This is a genomic window from Streptomyces sp. NPDC030165, from assembly GCF_055573595.1.
This window is the reverse complement of sequence record NZ_JBVIBD010000004.1, coordinates 231,562-252,369: the sequence shown is the minus strand read 5'-3', so window position 1 is coordinate 252,369 and position 20,808 is coordinate 231,562. Positions and strand designations below refer to the sequence as shown.

Annotated in this window: 17 protein-coding genes and 1 pseudogene; 14 read left to right on the top strand and 4 right to left on the bottom strand. The window is 74.1% G+C overall.

Annotated elements, in window-relative coordinates:
* The first annotated feature begins 281 nt into the window (after positions 1-281).
* Entirely contained in the window at positions 282-1,316 is a 1,035-nt protein-coding gene (locus ACZ4Z1_RS10060) for a LacI family DNA-binding transcriptional regulator (protein WP_468486096.1), read from the top strand.
* On the opposite strand, the gene ACZ4Z1_RS10055 is transcribed toward ACZ4Z1_RS10060, so the two are convergent.
* The gene (locus ACZ4Z1_RS10055) at positions 1,292-1,930 is read right to left on the bottom strand and encodes an HD domain-containing protein (protein WP_468486095.1); all 639 of its coding nucleotides are present in this window, start codon (positions 1,928-1,930) and stop codon (positions 1,292-1,294) included. The two genes, ACZ4Z1_RS10060 and ACZ4Z1_RS10055, sit on opposite strands and share 25 nt — an antisense overlap.
* 138 nt (positions 1,931-2,068) lie before the next feature.
* On the bottom strand, positions 2,069-2,656 hold the full coding sequence (locus ACZ4Z1_RS10050) for a TetR/AcrR family transcriptional regulator (RefSeq protein ID WP_468486094.1): 588 nt from the start codon (positions 2,654-2,656) through the stop codon (positions 2,069-2,071).
* A 235-nt stretch (positions 2,657-2,891) separates the two neighbouring features.
* Between ACZ4Z1_RS10050 and ACZ4Z1_RS10045 the strand changes: the two genes are divergently transcribed.
* A complete protein-coding gene (locus ACZ4Z1_RS10045; protein WP_468486308.1) occupies positions 2,892-3,539 on the top strand; it encodes a peroxiredoxin-like family protein in 648 nt (215 codons plus the stop codon).
* Between the two features lie 71 nt (positions 3,540-3,610).
* Positions 3,611-4,361: pseudogene (locus tag ACZ4Z1_RS10040) on the top strand (methyltransferase domain-containing protein).
* Between the two features lie 43 nt (positions 4,362-4,404).
* Here ACZ4Z1_RS10040 and ACZ4Z1_RS10035 read toward each other — a convergent pair.
* Positions 4,405-6,006, bottom strand: coding sequence for an ABC-F family ATP-binding cassette domain-containing protein (locus tag ACZ4Z1_RS10035; RefSeq protein WP_468486093.1), 1,602 nt, complete (start codon positions 6,004-6,006; stop codon positions 4,405-4,407).
* Between the two features lie 304 nt (positions 6,007-6,310).
* Positions 6,311-6,622 (bottom strand): hypothetical protein, encoded by a 312-nt coding sequence (locus tag ACZ4Z1_RS10030; RefSeq protein ID WP_398475633.1) that lies wholly within the window; start codon positions 6,620-6,622, stop codon positions 6,311-6,313.
* Between the two features lie 484 nt (positions 6,623-7,106).
* On the opposite strand from ACZ4Z1_RS10030, the gene ACZ4Z1_RS10025 reads away from it, so the two are divergent.
* The 11 genes from ACZ4Z1_RS10025 (at position 7,107) to ACZ4Z1_RS09975 (ending at position 20,544) form a co-directional block, all read left to right on the top strand.
* Complete coding sequence (locus ACZ4Z1_RS10025; RefSeq protein WP_468486092.1) at positions 7,107-8,390, top strand: GNAT family N-acetyltransferase; 1,284 nt, start codon at positions 7,107-7,109, stop codon at positions 8,388-8,390.
* 119 nt (positions 8,391-8,509) lie between these two features.
* Entirely contained in the window at positions 8,510-9,745 is a 1,236-nt protein-coding gene (locus tag ACZ4Z1_RS10020; protein WP_468486091.1) for a DegT/DnrJ/EryC1/StrS family aminotransferase, read from the top strand.
* A 59-nt stretch (positions 9,746-9,804) separates the two neighbouring features.
* The gene (locus ACZ4Z1_RS10015) at positions 9,805-10,815 is read left to right on the top strand and encodes a glycosyltransferase family 2 protein (protein WP_468486090.1); all 1,011 of its coding nucleotides are present in this window, start codon (positions 9,805-9,807) and stop codon (positions 10,813-10,815) included.
* Positions 10,812-12,251, top strand: coding sequence for an NAD(P)/FAD-dependent oxidoreductase (locus ACZ4Z1_RS10010; protein ID WP_468486089.1), 1,440 nt, complete (start codon positions 10,812-10,814; stop codon positions 12,249-12,251). Before ACZ4Z1_RS10015 ends, ACZ4Z1_RS10010 begins: the two co-directional genes overlap by 4 nt.
* A gap of 64 nt (positions 12,252-12,315) precedes the next feature.
* Positions 12,316-13,746, top strand: a complete 1,431-nt coding sequence (locus ACZ4Z1_RS10005; RefSeq protein WP_468486307.1) for an aspartate aminotransferase family protein — start codon at positions 12,316-12,318, stop codon at positions 13,744-13,746.
* A complete protein-coding gene (locus ACZ4Z1_RS10000) occupies positions 13,743-14,081 on the top strand; it encodes a hypothetical protein (RefSeq protein WP_468486088.1) in 339 nt (112 codons plus the stop codon). Before ACZ4Z1_RS10005 ends, ACZ4Z1_RS10000 begins: the two co-directional genes overlap by 4 nt.
* Positions 14,078-15,664 carry a GMC family oxidoreductase N-terminal domain-containing protein gene (locus ACZ4Z1_RS09995; RefSeq protein ID WP_468486087.1) on the top strand — a complete coding sequence of 529 codons (1,587 nt, stop codon included), beginning with the start codon at positions 14,078-14,080 and terminating at the stop codon, positions 15,662-15,664. The genes ACZ4Z1_RS10000 and ACZ4Z1_RS09995 overlap by 4 nt, the downstream gene beginning before the upstream one ends.
* The gene (locus ACZ4Z1_RS09990; protein ID WP_468486086.1) at positions 15,642-17,339 is read left to right on the top strand and encodes a GMC oxidoreductase; all 1,698 of its coding nucleotides are present in this window, start codon (positions 15,642-15,644) and stop codon (positions 17,337-17,339) included. The genes ACZ4Z1_RS09995 and ACZ4Z1_RS09990 overlap by 23 nt, the downstream gene beginning before the upstream one ends.
* The gene (gene sbnA, locus ACZ4Z1_RS09985) at positions 17,336-18,349 is read left to right on the top strand and encodes a 2,3-diaminopropionate biosynthesis protein SbnA (protein ID WP_468486085.1); all 1,014 of its coding nucleotides are present in this window, start codon (positions 17,336-17,338) and stop codon (positions 18,347-18,349) included. The genes ACZ4Z1_RS09990 and sbnA overlap by 4 nt, the downstream gene beginning before the upstream one ends.
* A complete protein-coding gene (locus ACZ4Z1_RS09980) occupies positions 18,350-19,447 on the top strand; it encodes an iron-containing redox enzyme family protein (RefSeq protein ID WP_468486084.1) in 1,098 nt (365 codons plus the stop codon).
* 23 nt (positions 19,448-19,470) lie between these two features.
* The gene (locus ACZ4Z1_RS09975; protein WP_468486083.1) at positions 19,471-20,544 is read left to right on the top strand and encodes an ROK family protein; all 1,074 of its coding nucleotides are present in this window, start codon (positions 19,471-19,473) and stop codon (positions 20,542-20,544) included.
* Positions 20,545-20,808 lie beyond the last annotated feature (264 nt).

Here is a 20,808-nt window from a genome sequence, read left to right as displayed (position 1 = left end):
GGGAGGGACGCGGGCGGACACGGACGGGGTTTCGGACGGATGGGCGGGCGGGCGGACGTGCCGGATACGGGGGCCCGGACAGGGACATGCCGGCTGCGGGCAGCCGGACAGACGCCGTCCGTGCCGGAACGTTCCGGCAGAGAGCAATGTATGAGTGCCGGAACGTTCCGGCAAGGGGGCGGGCCCCGCGATACCGCCCCGGTCCCGGCCCGCGCCGGAGCGGTCCGCCCCCGCGTCCGCCCTGATCGGCCCCCTCCCCCGTACGTCTAGACTTGCGCCCCGTGACCAGCCGCCGCACCGTGACCCTGCTCGATGTCGCGCGCGCCGCCGGGGTCTCCAAGAGCACCGTCTCCGACGCGCTACAGGGCTCCGGCCGGGTGGCGGAGGACACCCGCCGCCGGGTCCGCGACACCGCCGACCGGCTGGGCTACCGGCCCAACAGCGCCGCCCAGCGGCTGCGCCGGGCCAACGCCGGCGCGATCGGGCTGCACCTGCCGCGTACCGCGACCCGGCTGGACTACTACATGACCCTCGCCTTCGGGGCGGTGACCCGCGCCCAGGAGGACGGCCTGGACGTGGTGCTGCTGGCCCCGGACGGCGGAGCCGCCGGGCGGCTCGCCTCCCGCGTGGACGGCCTGCTCGTCATCGACCCCGAGGCCACCGACACCTCCGTACCGGGCCTGCTCGACGCGGGCGTCCCCGTCGTGACGGGCGAGCGTTACCTCGGCCGGGCCACCGCCCCCGCCGGCGCCGTGGTCTGCGACAACGCCGCCTCGCTGACCGCGCTGCTGGACCACGTGCACGAGTCCGGCGCCCGGCGCCCGGCCCTGCTCGCGCCCGCCGGCACCTCCGCCTGGGCCACCGCGCTGCGCGAGACGGCGGGCGCCTGGGGCCGTACGCACGGGCACGAAGTCGCCGTACGGACCGTGCCGTTCGCCGCCACCCCCGACGAAGCGGCGCAGGCCACCACGGATCTGCTCGCCGCCGAACCCGCCGTCGACGCGGTGGTCTGCGCGCCCGACGGTGCCGCCGCCGGCGTCCTGCGGGCCGCTACCCGGCTCGGCCGTACGGCCGGCCGCGACCTGCTCGTCGCCTCCTGCGTGGACAGCCCGGCCCTGCGCGCCTGCGCGCCGCCCGTCACGGCGATCGACCTGCGCCCGGACGCGTACGGACGGGCCTGCGCCGCCCTGCTCTGCGACATCCTGGCCGGCCGCGCCGGGCCGGAGACCGTCCGCCACCACGACTGGTCCCTGCGGGTACGGGCGGCCACCTCCTCAGGTGGCCCGCGCCGTCACTCCGGCCAGTCGGAGCCCTGAATCACCTCCACGAAGTCACGGCGCTCGAAGCCGGGGACGAAGTGGGCGAGGACATCGGCCTTCACGTTGCCGAAGGTGGTGCCGGGCCGGTCCTTGATGCCGTCGGTGAAGGCGGCCAGGATGCGGTTCTTGAAGCCGGGCCGGGGGTGCGCCGCGACCACGGCGGCCCGCTGCTCGTCGGAGACGGTGTCGTAGCCGATGCCCAGGACGTCCAGCTCCACACCCCGGGTGACCAGGGCGACTTCGGGTGCCATGCGCAGCGGGATCTCGGGCGTGGTGTGCAGGGCGATCGCCGTCCAGACCCGGTCGGCCCGTTCGCCGGTGATGCCGTGCCGGTGCAGGAAGTCGCGGGCCTCGTCGGCACCGTCGAGCTCGAAGCGCTGGTCGGTGCGGCGGTACCGTTCGGTCAGCCCGAGGTCGTGGAACATCGCGCCCACGTAGAGCAGTTCGGGGTCGAACTCCAGCTTCTGCTGCCGTCCGCACAGCGCCCCGAACAGGAACACCCGGCGGGAGTGGTCGAACAGCAGCGGCGACGCGGCCTCGCGCACCAGCTCGGTCGCCTCCCGCGCCAGGGCACTGTCCGGGACGCGCACATCGGCGATCACTTCGCTCATGACGTCTCTCCTGCGTCTGTCGATCGTGCCTCTCGGCCGTATGCCGTTCGCCTCCCGGCCGTCCTCCGCCGCCGGCGCTTCCACCTTCGCCCGGCGGCGCGCCCCGCGCCATGGCCGTACCCCCGTGACGGGTGCCGGTCACGCAGCGTACGGGGCGAGCGCCGCCGTCACCGTCGCCTCCAGCACCTCGGGGTCGGCGCCCGTACGGGAGCGCAGGTTGACCCCGTAGGCGAGCAGGGCCAGCAGTTCGGCACCGGCCTCCGCATCCGTACCCGGCGCGAGCTGTCCGAGCTGCGCGGCCGTACGGAGCACCCCGCGCATCGCACCCGCCAGCAACTCATGGTGCTCCTCCAGCAGTTGCCGCACGCCCGGTTCGGCGCTGGCCGGTCCGGTGTGCGCGTTGGCGACGAAGCAGCCCCAGCGGGCGTACGGGCCGCTGCAGCGCAGGCGGACCAGCTCGGCGAAGAACTCGGTGACGGCGGGCAGGCCGCGCGGGTCCGCCGCCAGTCGCGCGAAGGCGGGCCGCGACCACTGTTCGACGTACCGGCGCAGGGCCGCGAGGTAGAGGTCCTGCTTGCCGCCGAAGGTGGCGTACAGGCTGGAGCGGCTGACGCCGGTCCGGTCGACCACGTCCTGGATGCCGGTCGAGGCGACGCCCCGCTCCCAGAACAGCCGGACCACGGCCTCCAGGGCCGCGTCCGGGTCGAAGTGCTTGATGTCCGGCATGCTTCCGGGCCCGCCGCCTTTCCTCGCGCCTACCGCCGCGCACCGGCAACAGCCGTGCAGGCGGCGGCGGTTCCCGCTCACCGTACGTGAACCATCCGTACCGAGATAACCCCGCCCAGCCCTTGGCAAGGGGTCCGGCGTCCCCGTAACTTGAAACGACCGTTCCAAGTTCTGCACGCCCGCGCGCCCCGCACACCCCGCGCGCCTACCAGGTCAGGTGGACGAGCCCATGGCCCTGAGCCTCAACGCCGAACTGCACGCCTTCTTCGCGTCCCGCTACCCGCAGATCCCCGCCCCCGCCCGGGCGGTCATGGAGCGCGCCGGGCGCGAACTGGCCGAGTCCGGCCGGGCCGCCGCGGCACCCGGACCCGGCACGCCGGCCCCCGACTTCACGCTGCCCGCCGCGGACGGGCGGAAGGTGACCCTGAGCACCCTCCTGGCCGAAGGGCCGGTCGCGCTGACCTTCTACCGCGGCGCGTGGTGCCCGTACTGCAACCTCGCACTGCGCGCCCTCCAGGAGCATCACGGCGCCATCACCGCGCGCGGCGCCCGCCTGGTGGCCGTCTCGCCCCAGGTCCCCGACGAGTCCCTGACCCTCACCGAGAAGCACGGCCTGGCCTTCGACGTGCTCAGCGACGTGGGCTCCGAGGTCGCCGAGCGGTACGGCATCGCCTTCGACCTGCCCGAGGACCTGGCGGCCGTCTACGACTCCTTCGGCTTCGAGATGCAGCGCGTCAACGGCGGGCACCCGCGCACCCTGCCGCTCCCCGCCACCTTCGTCATCGACCGCACCGGGACGGTCCGCTGGACCTTCGCCGACCCCGACTACGTCAAGCGCGCCGAACCGGCGGACATCCTGGCCGCCCTCGACACTCTGCCCTGACTCCGACCACCCCCGGCACAAACCAGCCTAAATCAGTAGAAACCCCCACTCTCGCCTGAGACGATTCCCGCATGACCACACGTCCACGTACCTTCGACGACCTGGTGGCCGAGGCGGAATCCGCATCCGTGGAGGGCTGGGACTTCTCCTGGCTGGACGGCCGGGCCACCGAGCAGCGGCCCTCCTGGGGATACCAGCGCCGCCTGGGCGAGCGACTGGGACATCCAGACCGGCGGCGGCGAAGTCCTCGCGGGCGCCGGGCCGTTGCCGCCCGTCATGGCGGCCACCGAGTCCTGGCCGCCCAACGTCGCGAAGGCGACCGCGCTGCTGCACCCGCTCGGCGCGGTTGTCGTCGCCGACCCGGACGAGCCGCCGCTGCCCTTCGCCGACGGCGCCTTCGACCTCGTCACCAGCCGCCACCCGGCCACCGTGTGGTGGCCGGAGATCGCCCGCGTACTGTGCCCCGGCGGCACGTACTTCGCCCAGCACGTCGGCCCGGCCAGCGTCTTCGAGCTCGTCGAGTACTTCCTCGGCCCGCAGCCCGAGGACGTACGGCGCCGGCGCCACCCCGACGACGAGAGCCAGGACGCCGAGGCCGCCGGCCTGGAGATCGCCGACCTGCGGGCGGAGTCCCTGCGTACGGAGTTCCACGACATCGGAGCGGTGGTCTACTTCCTGCGCAAGGTGATCTGGATGGTCCCGGGCTTCACGGTGGACCGCTACCGCGACCGGCTGCGGGAACTGGACGCGAAGATCCGGGCGGAGGGCCCGTTCGTGGCCCACTCCACCCGCTTCCTCATCGAGGCCCGCAAACCCGCCTGACAGCACCCGGAAGACCGGGACGGACCGGGGTGAGGCCGCCCCCTCACGCCAGATCCACCAACTCCGCGTACTCCCGCCCCCACAGATCCTCCGTACCGTCCGGCAGCACCAGCACCCGGTCGGGCCGGAGGGCCTCGACGGCACCCGGGTCGTGGGTGACCATCACGACCGCGCCGGGGTAGGTGCCGACCGCGGCCAGCACCTCGTCGCGGGAGGCCGGGTCGAGGTTGTTGGTCGGCTCGTCCAGGAGCAGGACGTTGGCGCGCGAGTGGACCAGTCCGGCCAGCGACAGCCGGGTCTTCTCGCCGCCGGAGAGCACACGTACCGCCTTGTCCGCGTCGTCCCCGGAGAACAGGAACGAGCCGAGGACGCGCCGGGCCTCGCCGTCCGTCAGGTGCGGCGCCGCGGCGGCGAGGTTCTCCCGGACCGTCCGGGCCGGGTCCAGCGTGTCGTGCTCCTGCGCGAAGTACCCCAGCCTGAGCCCATGTCCGGCGACGACCCGGCCCGAGTCCGGCGTCTCACGCCCGGCCAGCAGCCGCAACAGGGTGGTCTTGCCGGCCCCGTTGAGGCCCAGTACGACCAGCCGGCTGCCCCGGTCGACGGCCAGGTCCACGCCGTCCAGCACCCTGTGCCCCCCGTACGCCTTGGCCAGGCTGACCGCGCCCAGCGGCACCCGGCCGCACGGCGCGGGCTCCGGCAGGCGGATGCGCGCGGTCTTCTCGCTGCGCCGCGCCGGCTCCAGCGCGGCCAGCATCCGGTCCGCGCGGCGGGCCATGTTCTTCGCGGAGGCGGCCGTCGCGACGTTCGCCCGCATCTTGTCGGCCTGGGTGTGCAGCGCCGCCGCCTTGCGCTCGGCGTTGGCGCGCTCCCGCGCCCGGCGCCGCTCGTCCGCGGCGCGCTGGGCGAGGTAGGCGTGCCAGCCGGTGTTGTGCACGTCGAGGGCGGCACGCGACGGTTCCACGTGAAACACCCGGTTGACGGTGTCGGCGAGCAGCCCCGTGTCATGGCTGATCATCACCAGACCGCCCCGGTGAGCGGCCAGGAAGCCGCGCAGCCAGGCGACCGAGTCGGCGTCGAGGTGATTGGTCGGCTCGTCCAGCAGCAGCGTGCCGTGCCCGGCGAACAGAATGCGGGCCAGCTCCACACGCCGCCGCTGACCGCCCGAAAGCCCGCCCACCGGCTGGCGCAGCACCCGCTCGGGCAGCCCCAGCCCGTCCGCGACCCGCGCCGCCTCGGCCTCCGCCGCGTACCCGCCGCACGCCTGAAAAGCGTCCTCGGCCCGCGCGTACGCAGCCATCGCCTTCTCCTGCGCCGCCGGCCCCACGGCCCCGGCCAGCGCTTCCCCGGCCCGGTGCAGCTCCGCCACGGCCCGGTCGAGCCCGCGCGCGGACAGGATCCGGTCGGTGACGGTGACGGCCGGATCGGCCGCCCGGGAGTCCTGCGGCAGATGCCCGACACTCCCTGTACGCACAATCTCCCCGGCAGCGGGCTGCACCCGCCCCGCCAGGGTGTCGAGCAGGGTCGTCTTCCCCGCCCCGTTACGACCCACCAGGCCGACACGGTCGCCGGCCCCCACATGAAAGGACACCCCGGCCAGCAGAAGCCGGGCACCGACACGCACGTCGGCACCACGAACGGTAATCATGATGTGACACTCCGGAACAGCTCAAAGACACACGGATGGCGCGAAAGCGGGTGTCCGAGCTAGGAGATCCGGGGGGTCGACATGGTGCCGAGGGTAGGGGGTGGCCGGGCGGAATGCACGTGGGTTTTTGCGGTGCGGGGGCTTCATGCCTGGTCAGGAGGGCCTTACACGGGCTCTGACACGAGGCTCTGTCACGGAGCTCGCCTGGCGCCGGCGGACGTTCGGGGCAGGGCGGGCGGATTTCCGGCACACACCGCCGCCCCCCACAGATTCTCCGTGAGGGTCGGCGGATGGGGCCCGTGGGTCACACCTCGGCGGCTATCCAGGCGATGTGCCAGCCGTTCTTGGCGGCGTATTCGGGGTCGATGGGCTGGCGGTCGACGCGGCGGACGTAGATGCGGAAGCCGGTGGGGGTGGCTTTGTAGACGGTGTTTCCACCGGTGGTCATCCACATGCGGTCGTCGCCGGTGAGGGCCGCAATATAGGCGGGGGTTTCGGTGAATCCTCCGGCGCTGGTGTCGACGTCGATGTAAACGCCGTCGCCATTGCGGTCGGGGTAGTTCTGCCAGCCTTCGCCGGGGGCGGTCCTGCCGGAAAGGAACTTGCCGTTCTGCATTGCTTGCTCCTGTCACGTCCTCGTAGGAATGCGGACCGGCGATCCACTGATCGGCGGCCTGTGCAGTTTGGGCCCGGAAGCCCGGCACCAGCAAGGCCGTTCGACAACGTTGGCCAGATGTGGGGAGTGGGCGACGGGGCCGGGTGCGCTGGCCGGAATGGAGGGTTGACCGGGAGGCGGGGCGGGCGTAAACGGGACCGGTGGCGGGGGTCATGATTCTTTTTCGGGAGGGTTGACAGCTTCCGGCCGCCTCACAAACCTGGGACCCAGCCTTTTCCGGCGGCCCCGGCACGATCGACGCATGAGGAATTCGCGATCCGGGCCTCGCGATCACCATCTCTCCGGTTCCACGGCGTACACCGCCGTACCGGAGCAGCCGATACGGCCTCTGCGTCGAACGCCGACGACCTTTCAGCGCCGCGCTCGCCGCACCCCTTCCCGGGCACGAGGCCGATGACAGGCTTTGGAGAAGGATGTGGGGAAAGTGGGGGTTGCAGGAGCGCGGCAGGAGCCGGTGCGGGCGGTCAGCGGACCGGCCGCGGGATACGCATTCCGTGCCGCCGCGGAATGGGCGGAATTCGGTGCGGTGATCGATCTCGCGTACGGCGGTCATCCGCACTCCCCGGCCCACAGTGCCGTGGTCGGCGCGCTCTTCGAACCCAAGCGCTCGCTGGTGGCCTGTTACGGCGGGCGCCCGTGCGCCACCCTCGCCGGCTACGGGCTGGAGATGACGCTGCCGGGCGGCCCGTCCCCGGTGGCCGGTATCGGGTATGTGGCGGTCGCGCCGCCGCACCGGCGCCGCGGGCTGATGCGGGAGCTGCTCCGGCGTGCGCTCACCGCGCTGCACGAGGAGCGGGCCGAGCCGGTCGTGGTCCTGCACTCGACCGAGCCGGGGATTTACGGGCGGTTCGGGTTCGGGGTGGCGTCGCAGGCCGTCGAGGTGTCCGTGCCGCCTGAGGCGCGGGCGTTCACTGGGGAGGTGGGTGCCACTGGGTTCACGATGGATGTGGTGTCGCCTGAGGACGCGGACACTGTTGTCGCGGAGGTCTACCGGGCCTGTCTGTGCCAGCGGCCTGGGCTGCTGCGCCGGGATGCCGCCTGGCAGCGCCGGGCCGTCGAGGACGAGCCGGAGGGGCGGCACGGTGCGGGGCGGCTGCTGTGCATGGTGGCGTCGGGGCCCGGCGGCGAGGCGCGGGGGTACGCGCTGTACCGGATGCGGCCTGCGTGGGAGCGGTCCCGGCCGCGTTACGCCCTGTCCGTACGGGAGGTGTTCGCGCGCGACCCGGCCGCGTACGCCTTCGTGTGGCGGTCGCTGCTCGACACCGACCTGGTCGGGACCGTCAGCGCGGCGGCCCGCCCGGTCGACGACCCGCTGCTGGCGCTGCTCGACGATCCGCGCAGCGCCGCGCCGACCGTGCGCGACCAGCTGTACGCCCGTGCCGTGGACCTGGACCGTGCTCTCACCGCCCGTACGTACAGCGCACCGGTGGATGTGGTGCTGGAGGTGCGGGATGTGATGTGCCCCTGGAACGCCGGGCGTTGGCGGCTCACCGCGCAGGCGGGCGGCGGCGCCGAGTGCGTGCGGACGGGTGCCGCGGCCGATCTCGCGCTGGACGCCCGTGACGTCGGCGCGGTGCTGCTCGGCGGCGGTTCGCTGGTGCAGCTGGCGCTCGCGGGCCGGGTCTCGGAGCTGCGGCCCGGTGCACTGCGTGCCGCCTCCGCCGCCTTCCGCCACGATCCGGCGCCGTTCTGTCCGATGGCCTTCTGAGGCCCGCCGCAGGCCGATTCCGATGCGCGGGCGTCCGCCGGCCCGTACGGCTTCGGTGGCGTGCGGTGTGCGGACGCCACCGGCCATTCCACCCACCACCGTTCTCCTAGGAGTCCCCCATGCCCGGTCCCGGTTATGCCTTCTTCGGTGACGAGGAGCGCGAGAACGTCCAGCAGGTGCTGGACACCTGGTCGCGTACGACCGCCGCGCACTCCTATCCGCTGGGCGACCTCACGCAGACCCGGCTGTTCGAGCAGGCCGCGGCGCACCGCCTGGGCAGCCCGTTCTGCCTGTCCGTCAACAGCGGTACGTCCGCGCTGCAGGCGGGCCTCGCGGCGCTGGGCATCGGGCCCGGGGACGAGATCATCGTGCCCGGGTACATGTACGGCGCGTGCCTCGCCGCCGTCACGTACAGCGGCGCGACGCCGGTGCTGGCGGAGGTGGACGCCTCGCTCACCCTCGACCCCGACGACGTACGGCAGCGGATCACGCCGCGCACGAAGGCGCTGATGCCGGTGCACATGCTCGGTGCGGCCTGTGACATGGCGGCGCTGCGGGGGATCGCGGACGAGCACGGGCTGCTGGTGCTGGAGGATGCGGCGCAGGCGTGCGGCGGTACGTACCGGGGGCAGGCGCTGGGCACGTTCGGGCAGGCGGGGGCCTTCTCGCTCAACATGTTCAAGGTGATCACCGGCGGGGACGGCGGTTTCCTGCTCACCGCCGACGAGCGGCTCTTCCAGCGGGCGTACGGCTTCCACGACCACGGCTGGTTCCCGTACCGCCGCGAGGACGGGCCCGGCGACCGGCTGTGGGGCCTCAACCTGCGGATGACGGAGCTGACGGCGGCCGTGGCGCGCGCCCAGCTCGCCCGGCTGGACGCCGTGCTGGCCCGCACCCGGGAGCTGCGGGACGGGCTGCTGGAGCAGATTCCCGTACGGGACGGGCTGGCCCGCCGGGCCCTGCACGACGCGGCGGGCGACTGCGCGACCGTGCTGGTCCACATCTTCGACGAGCGGGCGGACGCCGAGGCCGTCGCGAAGCGGCTGGGCACCAAGACGCTGCTGCACTCGCCCAAGCACTACTACGGCGGCATCCCCGAACTGGCCTCGCTGGCCGCCCCGGACGGCTCCTCCTGCCCCTTCCGTCCGCCCGCCGAAACCTGGCGGCGCGACGGCTGGCGGGCGGGCGCGCTGCCCCGTACCGACGACGTGCTGAGCCGGTCGCTGGCGCTGACCGTCGGGACCTCCGACACCTATCTGGGCGCCGACTTCGGGGTGAACGTCTTCAGCGGTACGGAGGAAGTCGCCGAGGTCGCCGAGCGGTTTTGCGAGGCGGCCGGCGAAGTACTCGGCTGACCGGCCCGCCCCGTGGCCCGCCCCACCCGACCCCGACCACCCTCGACCTAAGGACCGTCATGCCAGCGACCCGAACGCCCGTGCAGCTCACCGCCGTGGCCGCCAGGCCCCTGGTCAGCGTCGTGGTGCCGTGCTTCGACGAGGCGGCCGTCATCGGGGAGACGCACCGCCGGCTCAGCGCCGTACTGCGCGGCCTGCCGGGGTGCGAGCACGAGGTGGTGTACGTGGACGACGGCAGCCGGGACGGGACGTGGGACCGGCTCACGGCGCTCGCCGCGGGCGACGCGTGCGTCCGGCTGGTGCGGCTGACCCGCAACTTCGGGCACCAGCCGGCCGTCCTGGCGGGCCTGCGCGAGGCGGCCGGCGACGCGGTGGTGACCATCGACGCGGACCTCCAGGACCCGCCCGGCCTCATCGCCGACATGGTCGAACGCTGGCGCGCGGGCTGGCCGGTGGTCTCCGCGCGGCGCACCGCCCGGCAGGGCGAGAGCCGCTTCAAGACCGCCACCGCGCACGTCTTCTACCGGCTGCTGGCCGCGGTCGCCGACCATCCGGTGAACCTGGACACCGGGGACTTCCGGCTGCTGGACCGTGAGGTCGTCCGCACCCTCACGCTGCTCCCGGAGAGCGAGCTGTACCTGCGGGGCTCGGTGTGCTGGGCGGGCTTCCCCGAGACGAGCCTGGAGTACGGGCGGCTGCCCCGTCCGGCCGGGCGGACCAAGTACACGCTGCGCAAGATGGCGGGCCTGTCCCGGCGCGGCCTGCTCGCCTGTTCCTCGGCCCCGGCCCGGGTGCCCGCCGCCGTCGGCCTGGCCTGGCTCGGCGGTACGGCCGTGGCGTCGGCCGCGCTGCGCCGCCCGCTGCCGCTGGCCGCGTGGACGTTCGGCTGCGAGGCGGTGCTGCTCGGGATGCTGGGCGAGTATCTGCTGCTGATCCACCGCGAGGTACGCGGCCGGCCGCCGTACGTCGTCCTCCAGCGGTGGGCGGCCGGGGCCCCGGCGCCGGCGGAACTGACGGCCGCGGGCCTGGCCGGGCCGCGGGAGGCGTGGACGGCGGGGAGCGCGTGGTGACAGCCGTCAACGGCGAGCGGGCCGTACGCGGGAGCCGTTCCCCCGGCCCGGACCGGGACGTGATCGTCGTCGGCGCCGGGTTCACCGGCCTGGCCGCCGCGCACGAACTCGGCCGCGCCGGACTGCGCTGCCTGGTCCTGGAGGCGGACGACCACGTCGGCGGCCTCGCGGGCACGTTCACCGTCGGCGGCCGGCAGCTGGAGCGCTTCTACCACCACTGGTTCGCCTCCGACACGGACATCTTCCGGCTCTGCGCCGCCCTCGGCCGCGCCGACCTCGTGCAGCGCCACCACGGCCGCACCGGCTTCTACTACGCGGGCGGCATCCACCGCCTCTCCACCCCGCTCGACGTGCTGCGCTTCGCGCCGCTGCCCCCGGCCGACCGGCTGCGCCTGGGCCGGTCGGTGCTGCGCGCGGGCCGGGTCCGGCACTGGCGCGAGCTGGAGGCGCTGACCGCCGAGGAGTGGCTGGTCGGGCTGGGCGGGCGGCGGGTGTACGACCGGGTGTGGCGGCCGCTGCTGGAGGGCAAGTTCGGCCCGTACGCGCCCGAGGTCGGCGCCACCTGGATGTGGACCAAGCTGCATCTGCGGGGCGGCAGCCGCAGCCGGTCGGGCCGCGAGGTGCTGCACTACCTGCGCGGGGGCTGCGGCGCGCTACTGGATGCCTGGCTGCCCCGGCTGGCCGAACTGGGCGTACGGGTACGGACCGGCAGCCCGGTGTCGGAGGTGCTGACCGGGCCGGACGGGGTACGCGGCGTCCGGTGCGGCGGTGAGGTCATCGGCGCACCGTGCGCGCTGGTGACCTGCGCTCCCGGGCCCGCCGCCACCCTGCTCACCCGGTCCACGCACCCCGCCGCCCCGGCCCTGCGGCGCCGTCTCGCGGCGATCCCGTACCTGGCCAACCTCTGTCTGGTGCTGGAGAACGACCGGCCGCTGTCCGACACGTACTGGCTCAACGTCACCGACCCGCACTTCCCGTATGTCGGCGTCATCGAGCACACCAACCTCGACGCCCCGGAACACTACGGCGGCCGGCACCTGGTCTACCTCTCCACCTACCTGCCGGCGGACGCCCCGCTCTATCGGATGAGCGATGCCGAGGTCTTCCGGTACAGCCTCCCGCACCTGCGGCGGATGTTCCCGGCCTTCCGCGCGGAGTGGGTGCGGGCCCACCACGTCTGGCGCGCGCCGTACGCGCAGCCGGTCATCACCCGGCACTACTCGCGGACCGTACCCGGCGTCGAGAACGCCGTACCCGGCCTCTACCTCGCCGGAATGGCCCAGGTCTTCCCCGAGGACCGGGGCACCAACTACGCGCTGCGCGGCGGGCAGCGCGCCGGACGGCTGATCGCCGACCGGGTCCGTACGGCGGAGCGCCGTACGGGACGCACCGCCCCTCACCACGCCGCCGTACGGATCGGAGCCGACCATGACTGACCCCTGGGACCGGCAGGCGCAGCAGTCCGGACGCCCCCTGTTCAGCATCGACGACTGCGAGCGGATGCCCGCCCGCCAGGTGCACGACCTGTACCGGCAGTACGTCAGCCGCGCCCAGGTCTCGCTGCTCGGCTCCTTCGGTTTCGGCCAGGACCTGGTCGATCATGCCGAGGGCTGCTGGATCACCTTGCGCGACGGTCGGCGCATCCTGGACTTCACGGGCGGGATCGGCGTACTCAACCATGGGCACAACCACCCCCGGCTGCTCGCCGCGCGCCGCCGCTTCGCCGAGCGGCGCACCATGGAGGTGCACAAGAACTTCCTCTCGCCGTACGTGGCAGCGCTCAGCCACAACCTGGCCTGGCTGCTCCCCGGCGACCTGGCCATCAGCTACTTCCCCAACTCCGGTGCGGAGGCCGTCGAAGGCGCGGTGAAGCTCGCGTACAAGTACCACCGGGGGCACCGCGGCACGGTGCTGCACAGCGACATCTCCTTCCACGGCAAGCTCCTCGGCGCGGGCAGCCTGACCGCCTCCCCCGAGGTCGGCTTCCCCTACCCCGGCCTGCCCGGCACCGACCACTTCGCCTACGACGACCTGGAGTCCTTCGCCCTCGCCCTGGAACGGCACCGCACCGGGGACGGCGGCAGCGACGTGTACGCGGTGGTGCTGGAGCCGTTCAGCGCGTCGAGTGTGCGTGAGTGCTCGGCGGAGTTCCTGTACGAGGTGCGGCGGCTGTGCACGGAACGGGACATCCTGCTGGTCTTCGACGAGGTGTACACCGGCTGGGGACGCACCGGGACGCTCTTCCACTTCATGCGCCACCCCGGCCTGGTGCCGGACGTCCTGGCCACCTCGAAGTCCTTCGGCGGCGGCAAGGCGTCCATCTCCGGCTACATCACGCGCGAGCCGGTCTTCCGCGCCGCGTACGACAACCTCGCCGACGCGACACTGCACAGCACCACCTATTACGGCTTCGGCGAGGAGACCGCGACCGCGCTGGAAGCCGTCGCCATCGCCGTCGAGGACGATTACCCGGCGCGCGCCGTACGGATCGGTGAGCGGCTGGGCGGCGGCCTCGCCGACCTCGCCGCCCGGCACCCCTCCCTGGTGGCCGGCACGTACGGCCGGGGCGCTCTGCACGGCCTGTTCCTCAACGACGGCATCCCCGCACTGGACCGGCTGCTGCGCCTGGTGCCCAACACCTTCGCCCGGGACCCGCGGGCCCGCCGCAAGCTGGTCACCGCCGCCGTCATCGCGTCCCTTTACCGCGACTTCGGCGTCCTGGCCTACTACGGCTCCAACCACGGCCTGCCGCTCATCGCCTCGCCGCCGCTGGTCGCCGGGGAGACCGAGGTCGAGGTGTTCCTCCAGGCGCTGGACTCGGTGCTGGAGCAGGGGGCCGCACGGCTGCTGGCCCGCTTCGCCAAGGACGTACTGGCGCAGCATGTGCCCGTACGCGGCAAGGAGGCCGGGCGGCAGGCGGTGGCACCGTGAGGGGCGCGCACGCGGGCGACGGCAGCCGGCTGGCGCGGGCTCTGCGCGCGAGCGGACTGCCCCGGGCGTGGTCGGCCCGCTACCCGGCTCTCGCCGAGCCGGTGGCCCGAGCGCGCGCTGCCGCGCATGTCAGCGGATCGCTGGAGCGGCTGTCGACGCCGTATCGGATCGGCGCCGAAGTCGCCCTGCGAACCGTCGGCTTCGCGTTGTCGGGGAGGCCCGTACCCAGCGCCGGGTACGACCGGCTCGCGCGGCTCCCCGGCTTCGGCCGCTTCCTCTCCGTCACCGATTCCCTCGCCCTGTACGGCGGCCTGGACGGTGAGCCGGACACATGACCGGACACCTGGCCTCCCCCGTCACCGGAAACGTGACCGCACACCTCACCGGGCACCTGCCCGGCCGTCACCGCCCCGCCCGCACCGTCTCCTGCGACGCCCTGGTCATCGGCTCCGGCGCCGGCGGCGCGGTCGCCGCGCTGGAGCTGGCGCGGGCCGGTCACCGTACCGTCGTCCTGGAGGAAGGGACCCGGACGACCACCGCCGAGATCGCCGCCGCGGCGCCCGCCGCCAACCTGCGCCGCCTCTACCGCGACGCCGGGCTCACCCCGGTCTTCGGCAGCCCGGTCATCCCGTACGGCGAGGGCTGCTGCGTGGGCGGCAGCACGGTCGTCAACGGCGGGCTGCTGTGGGCACCGCCGGACGCGCTGCTGGAGCGCTGGGCGCGGGTGATGGGCACCACCGATTACCGTGCCGGCCGGCTGGCGGAGCACGTCCGTACGGTGTCCGAGCGGCTCGGCGTCGCTGAGCAGCCGCACGGCGACGGCAACGCGGACTCCCGGCTGCTGGCGGGCGCGGCCGACGCCCTGGGCTGGCGCTGGGCCGCCGCCCGGAGGGCCGCGCCCGGCTGCCGGCACCGCAACCGCTGCCCCACCGGATGCCCCAGCGGCGCCAAACGCAGCATGGCCGTCAGCTACCTGCCGGAGGCCGAGCGGTACGGCGCGCACATCGAGCCGGGCACGCGGGCCGTGCTGCTGCGGCACGACGGCCGCACCGTGCACGGCGTGACGGCCCTCGGCGGGCCGGACGGCCGGACCCGCATCGACTACCGGGCCCGTACGGTCTTCCTCGCCGCCGGGGCCGTCGGCAGCGCCCTGCTCCTCCAGCGCAGCGGCATCCACCGCCGTACCGCAGGACGGGCCATGGGCTTCCACGTGAACTTCCGCCTGGTGGCCCGCTTCGCCGACCCGGTGCACGCCGGTCAGGGCACGATCTTCACGGCGCAGCTGCGGGAGTTCGAGGACCTGGGCGTGTACGTGATGCCCGCCAACCTCACGCCGGGCTCGCTGGCGGCAGCACTCGCCGGGCACGGGCCTGCCGTGGTGAACGCGCTGCTCGCGGACCTGGACAGGGTCGCTGTGCACACGGTGCAGGTACGGATGAGCGGGCGAATCGCCGTACGCCAACTCCCTTGCGAACAGCGCCTGTTGCGCCACCGCATGACCGCGTACGACCACGACCTCCTGCGCTTCGCCCTCGTCCGGGCCGCGCAGGTGCTCTTCCGGGCAGGGGCCGTGGCGCTGTACCCGCCGTGCCCCGGCGCGCCACCGCTGCGTACGGGCCGCGCGGCGCAGGAGTGCGCGGCCCGCTCCGACCCGCGCGGCTGGGACCTGGTGTCCGTCCACGCCATGGCGTCCTGTCCGATGGGGCGGCCCGCGCTCGGCGGGGTGTGCGACCAGGACGGGCGCCCGTACGGTTTCACCAATCTCCGGCTGTGCGACGCCTCGGTACTGCCGGGGCCGTCCGGGCTCAGCCCGCAGGGCACGGTCATGGCGTTCGCGCACGAGATTGCCGCCCGCCACCTCTCCTCAGCCCCCCAGGTCCTTCCGAGGAGGCACTGTGACAGCGACACCACACCCTGACAGCGCGCGCGGCGGGCCCGCGGAACGCCCGCGCGGCCTGCTCCATCCCACCGGGGCCGTCCTCGACTGCGACATCGCCGTCCTCGGCTCCGGCATGGGCGGCGCGACCCTGGCGTACGCGCTGCGCGGCACCGGCGCGCGCGTCCTGGTCGTGGAGCGCGGCGGCTTCCTGCCGCGGGAGTGGCAGAACTGGTCGGCGCCCGCCGTCTTCACCGCCGGGCGCTACCGCAACGCCGAGCCCTGGTACGACGCCGGGACGGGCCGGTTCTTCTCCCCCGGCGTGCACTACTACGTCGGCGGCAACACCAAGGTCTTCGGCGCCACCCTGCCGCGCTTCCGCGAGGCCGACTTCGGGCCGCTGGAGCACGCGGACGGCATCTCGCGCGCCTGGCCGTTCCCGTACGGCGTCCTCGAACCGCACTACGCGCGGGCCGAACGCCTCTACCGGGTGCACGGTGCCCGCTCCGCCGACCCGACCGACCCGTGGCGCTCCGGTGACTATCCCTGGCCGGCCGTGCCCCACGAGCCCACGGTCGCCACGCTGGCCGAGTCGCTGCGCGACCAGGGCCTGACACCGTTCGCGCTGCCCACCGGCATCGACCTGCGCGAGGGCGGGACGTGCCTGCGCTGCGCGAGCTGCGACGGCTTCCCCTGCCTGGTCGAGGCCAAGAGCGACGCCGACGTGTGCGCGCTGCGGCCCGCGCTGGCCTCGGGAAACGTCTCGCTGCTCACCCGGGCCACGGTCACCCGGCTGGTGACCGGGGCGTCCGGGCGGCGGGTGACCGAGGCGCTGGCCCAGTACGAGGGACGGGAGCTGCGCATCCGCGCGGACCGGTTCGTGCTGGCCTGCGGCGCGGTCAACACCGCGGCGCTGCTGCTGCGTTCGGAGCCCGGTCGGTCACGTACGGGACCGGTGCGGAACAGCGGCCTGGCGAACGGCTCCGGACAGGCAGGCCGCAACTACATGGTGCACAACAGCACCTTCCTCATGGCGGTCGATCCGCGCCACGTCAGCGACGCGGTGTTCCAGAAGACGCTGGGCGTCAACGACTGGTACCTGGCCAGCGGCTCGCACGGCCCCCTCGGCAACATCCAGGCCCTGGGCAAACTGCGTCCCCCGTCGGCGGGCGGCCTGTGGCCCCGTACACCGCGCCCGCTGCTCGCCGCCGCCACCCGCCGCAGCATCGACCTGTACCTCACCAGCGAGGACCTGCCGGTACCGGAGAACCGGGTGACCATCGGCCCCGGAGGCAGCGTCGAGGTGCACTGGCGGCCGGTGAACCTGCCGCCACACCGCGAACTGACGCGCCGTGCCACGCAGATGATGCGCCGCGCGGGCTTCCCCCTGATCCGTACGCGACGGATGGGCATCGCGGTCAACTCGCACCAGTGCGGCACCGCGGTGGCCGGAGGCGACCCGGCGGCCAGCGTCGTCGACCCGGGGTGCAAGGCCCACGAGCTGGACAACCTGTGGGTCGCGGACAGCTCCTGGTTCCCGTCCTCGGCGGCGGTCAACCCGGCACTGACGATCGCCGCCAACGCGCTGCGGATCGCACCGGGGGTGGCGGGAGTACCGGCGGAGACGTACGCGTACGGGGGCCGCGCGGCCGACGCCTCCCACGCCTCCGAGGCGGCGCGGGGCGGCTCCGGGGACGGAGGGACCGCGGACCCATGATCGCCGACCACGCCTACGAACTGATCACCGAGGACGTCTTCCTGCGCCTGGACGGCCTGCTGCCGCACGCCGAACTGTTCCTCAAGCTGGAAGGGCTCAACCCGGCCGGATCGGTCAAGCTCAAGACCGCCACCGGCCTGGTCGAGGACGCCGAACGCCGCGGCCTGCTGCGCCCCGGCGGCTCCCTGATCGAGTCCTCCTCCGGCAACCTCGGCATCGCCCTGAGCGCCGTCTGCGCGGCCAAGGGCTACACCTTCACCTGTGTCACCGACCCGCACGCCCCGCGGCAGAGCATCGCGCTGATGCGCGCCTTCGGCGCCCACGTGTGCGTCGTGGACACCCCCGACCGCAACGGCGGCTACCTCGGCAGCCGGATCGCCCTGATCCGCAGCGCCCTGGACCTCGACCCGTCGCTGACCTGGCTCAACCAGTACGCCAACCCCGCCAACCCGGCCGTGCACGCGGCGCGCACCGCCGCCGCCGTACTGCGCGAGATCCGCACCGTGGACCACCTCTTCGTCGGCGCCGGCACCACCGGCACCGTCATGGGCTGCGCCGCGTACTTCCGCCGCCACTCGCCCCGTACGCGGGTCGTCGCCGTGGACGCCGAGGGCTCGGTGACCTTCGGCGGCCCGCCCGGCACCCGCCGCATCCCCGGCCTGGGCACCAGCCGGGTGCCGGAGATCTGCCGGCCGCGCGATGTGCACCGGGTGGTCCGCGTCCCCGAACGGGACGCCGTACGGATGTGCCGCCGCCTCGCCCGCTCCCACGGCCTGGCCGTCGGCGGCTCCACCGGCTCCGTGCTCAGCGCCGTCCTGCGGCTGCGGTCCGGCATCCGGCCGGGCGCCCGCGTGGTGGCGCTCTCCGCCGACCTCGGGGACCGCTACCTGGACAGCGTGTACGACGACGCCTGGGTCACCGAGCACTTCGGCGCCGCCGCGACCGGCCGCCCCCTGCCGCCCGGCGCCGCTCCCGGCACCACGAAGGCCGCCCCAGAGGAGGTGCGTTGAATGAACCCGCCCGCCGTGAACGCCGCCCCGGCCCCCACCGTGCCGGACAGCGCCGACGGCCTCCAGGACCTGTACTGGCCGCCCGTCCACCCCTTCGACTCCCTGGACCCCGCCCTCGTCCGCTTCCTGGCCGCGCCCCCGCCCGCCCAGGCCGCGCTGCTCGCCCGGCTGCGCACCGACCCCGAGGCCCACGGCCGCTTCCTCCACGACCACCTGGCCACCCTCTACGCCCACTCCTTCGGCTACCGCGACGGCCCGGCCGCGCACGCCCCCGACGACGACCTGGAGATCGCGCTGTACGCGGCGCGCACCCGGCTGGAGCACGAGTTCCTGACGTACGGCTGCGCCCCCGCGCCCGTACCGGACCTCCGGAGCCAGGAAGCCGCCGCCGACCACCTGGAGGCGCTGGCCGCCGGCAACCCCGGCGCCTGCCACCCCCTCTTCCGCTTCCTCGCCGCCGACGCCACCCGCGAGCAGATCGAGTACTTCCTGCGCTGCGAACTGATCCGCAACGAAGTCGTGGACGACGAGGTCGCCCTGCTCGTCGTCGGCCTCCAGGGACAGCAGAAGGCCGTCGCCGCCGCCAACCTGTGGGACGAGTGCGGCCGCGGCCGCCTGGAGAACTTCCACACGTACTGGCTGCGCCGCCAGCTCGGCTCCCCCGCCGGGTGGGAAGCGCTGGCCCGCTACCGCCGCGGCCACCCCTGGTTCGCCAAGCCGACCTCCAACCTCTTCGCCGCGCTGCTGCTGCGCCCGGCGCGCGTCCAGGCCGCGTACGGCTGCTTCCTCGTCTTCGAGAGCTGGGTCGAACCGCACTTCACCCTCCTCCTGGAGGGAATGACGCGGGTGGGTATCCACGACGACGACATACGCGTCTACTACACCGCCCACACCCGCATCGACCCCCGCCACAGCCGGGAACTGTGCGACGGACTGCGCGCCCAGCGCCCCCGCCTCACCCCCCGGGAGGTACGGGCCGCCCTGTACGGCGCGCACCTCGCGGTCGACACGGGTGTCCGGCAGTACGACCGCATCCGGCGTCACTTGGAGACCATGGGCCCGCGGGGCGTACGCGCACCGCGGCCCCAGGACCACTGAGGCCGGCCGCGATCGGAGGAACCATGACGGACCCGGACCGGAGCGCCCGCCGACAGGCGGGGGCGGCCGACGCCGTACTGACCCTGCCCGGCTCGATCCTCACCACGCCCGGCCCCGGCCGGGCGGCCGGCGGACCCGGTGGCGGGCCCGAGGGCCCCGGCGGGCTCACCCTCGGCCTCGACATCGGCGGCACCCTCGTCAAGTCCGCGCTGGTCGCCCCTGACGGCACGGTCCGGCACGAGAGCCGCTGCCCGACCCGCCCCGGGGACGGTCCCGACGCCGTCCTGCGCACCGTCCTCGGCCACGCCGCCGAAACCCTGGCCGTGGCCCGCGCCGCGGGTGAGGACGTGCGCGCGGTGGGCATCGCCTCGTGCGGGCTGGTGGACGAGGACGCGGGCAGCGTGGTGTTCTCCGCCTCCATCCAGTGGCGCGACCTGCCACTGCGGCGGCTGGCGTCCGAGCACCTGGGCCTGCCGGTCGCCCTCGGGCACGACGTACGGTCCGGTGGCCTCGCCGAAGCGCGCCTGGGCGCCGGGCGCGGGCACCGGGTCGTCCTGTTCGTACCCGTCGGTACGGGGGTCGGCGGCGCGCTGCTGCTGGACGGGAAGCCGTTCCCGGGCAGCCACTGGCGCTCGGCGGAGGTCGGGCACGTCGTCACCCGGCCGGACGGCGACCCGTGCCCGTGCGGCCAGCGCGGCTGCCTGGACACCATCGCGGGCGGCGTCGCCGTGGCCCGCCGCTACAACGAGCGGTGCGGCACGCTGCCTCCGGTCTCCGGCGCCGAGGAGGTGGCGAAGCGCGCGGCGGCCGGCGACCCGGCGGCCGTACGGGTGTGGGAGGAGGCGGCCGACGCGATGGCGCACACGCTGCTGACGGCGATCACCCTCTTCGACCCGGCCGTCCTGGTGCTGGGCGGCGGTCTCAGCCAGGCGGGCGAGCAGCTGCGCGGGCCACTGCGGCGCGGCCTCGAAGAGCGCGCCGCCTTCCAGGCCCTGCCCGATCTCGTCTTCGCCCAACTGGGGGAACGGGCGGGCCGGATCGGTGCCGGGCTGCTGGCCTGGGATCTCCTCCATGCCCACGACGGCGTACGGTCATGAGCGTTCAGGGCCGGACATGGGAGGTTCATGACCGGGCGGAAACGGTCACGGCCGCGCCCGTACGCGGGCACGGCCCGCCCCACCCGCACCCCCGCGTCGGCTGCCGACCCGGCCCTGACCGGCCCCGCGGCCCCCGCTGACCGGGTCTGCCCGCGGCGCGGCGGGAGCGGGCGAAACGGGCATGTACACCGCAGTGGGCGCGGCGGACCGGCCCTGGGGGCCGTCGATCGGGTTCGCTCTTCCCAGCCGGGTTCTCCTCCCCTG

Coding starts and splice junctions, on each gene's coding strand:
- ACZ4Z1_RS10055 (WP_468486095.1), bottom strand. CDS start 1,930: ATGAGCGAAGTGATCGCCGATGTGCGCGTCCCGGACAGTGCCCTGGCG.
- ACZ4Z1_RS10050 (WP_468486094.1), bottom strand. CDS start 2,656: ATGCCGGACATCAAGCACTTCGACCCGGACGCGGCCCTGGAGGCCGTG.
- ACZ4Z1_RS10035 (WP_468486093.1), bottom strand. CDS start 6,006: ATGATTACCGTTCGTGGTGCCGACGTGCGTGTCGGTGCCCGGCTTCTG.
- ACZ4Z1_RS10030 (WP_398475633.1), bottom strand. CDS start 6,622: ATGCAGAACGGCAAGTTCCTTTCCGGCAGGACCGCCCCCGGCGAAGGC.
- ACZ4Z1_RS10020 (WP_468486091.1), top strand. CDS start 8,510: ATGCCCGGTCCCGGTTATGCCTTCTTCGGTGACGAGGAGCGCGAGAAC.
- ACZ4Z1_RS10015 (WP_468486090.1), top strand. CDS start 9,805: ATGCCAGCGACCCGAACGCCCGTGCAGCTCACCGCCGTGGCCGCCAGG.
- ACZ4Z1_RS10005 (WP_468486307.1), top strand. CDS start 12,316: ATGCCCGCCCGCCAGGTGCACGACCTGTACCGGCAGTACGTCAGCCGC.
- ACZ4Z1_RS09995 (WP_468486087.1), top strand. CDS start 14,078: ATGACCGGACACCTGGCCTCCCCCGTCACCGGAAACGTGACCGCACAC.
- sbnA (WP_468486085.1), top strand. CDS start 17,336: ATGATCGCCGACCACGCCTACGAACTGATCACCGAGGACGTCTTCCTG.
- ACZ4Z1_RS09980 (WP_468486084.1), top strand. CDS start 18,350: ATGAACCCGCCCGCCGTGAACGCCGCCCCGGCCCCCACCGTGCCGGAC.
- ACZ4Z1_RS09975 (WP_468486083.1), top strand. CDS start 19,471: ATGACGGACCCGGACCGGAGCGCCCGCCGACAGGCGGGGGCGGCCGAC.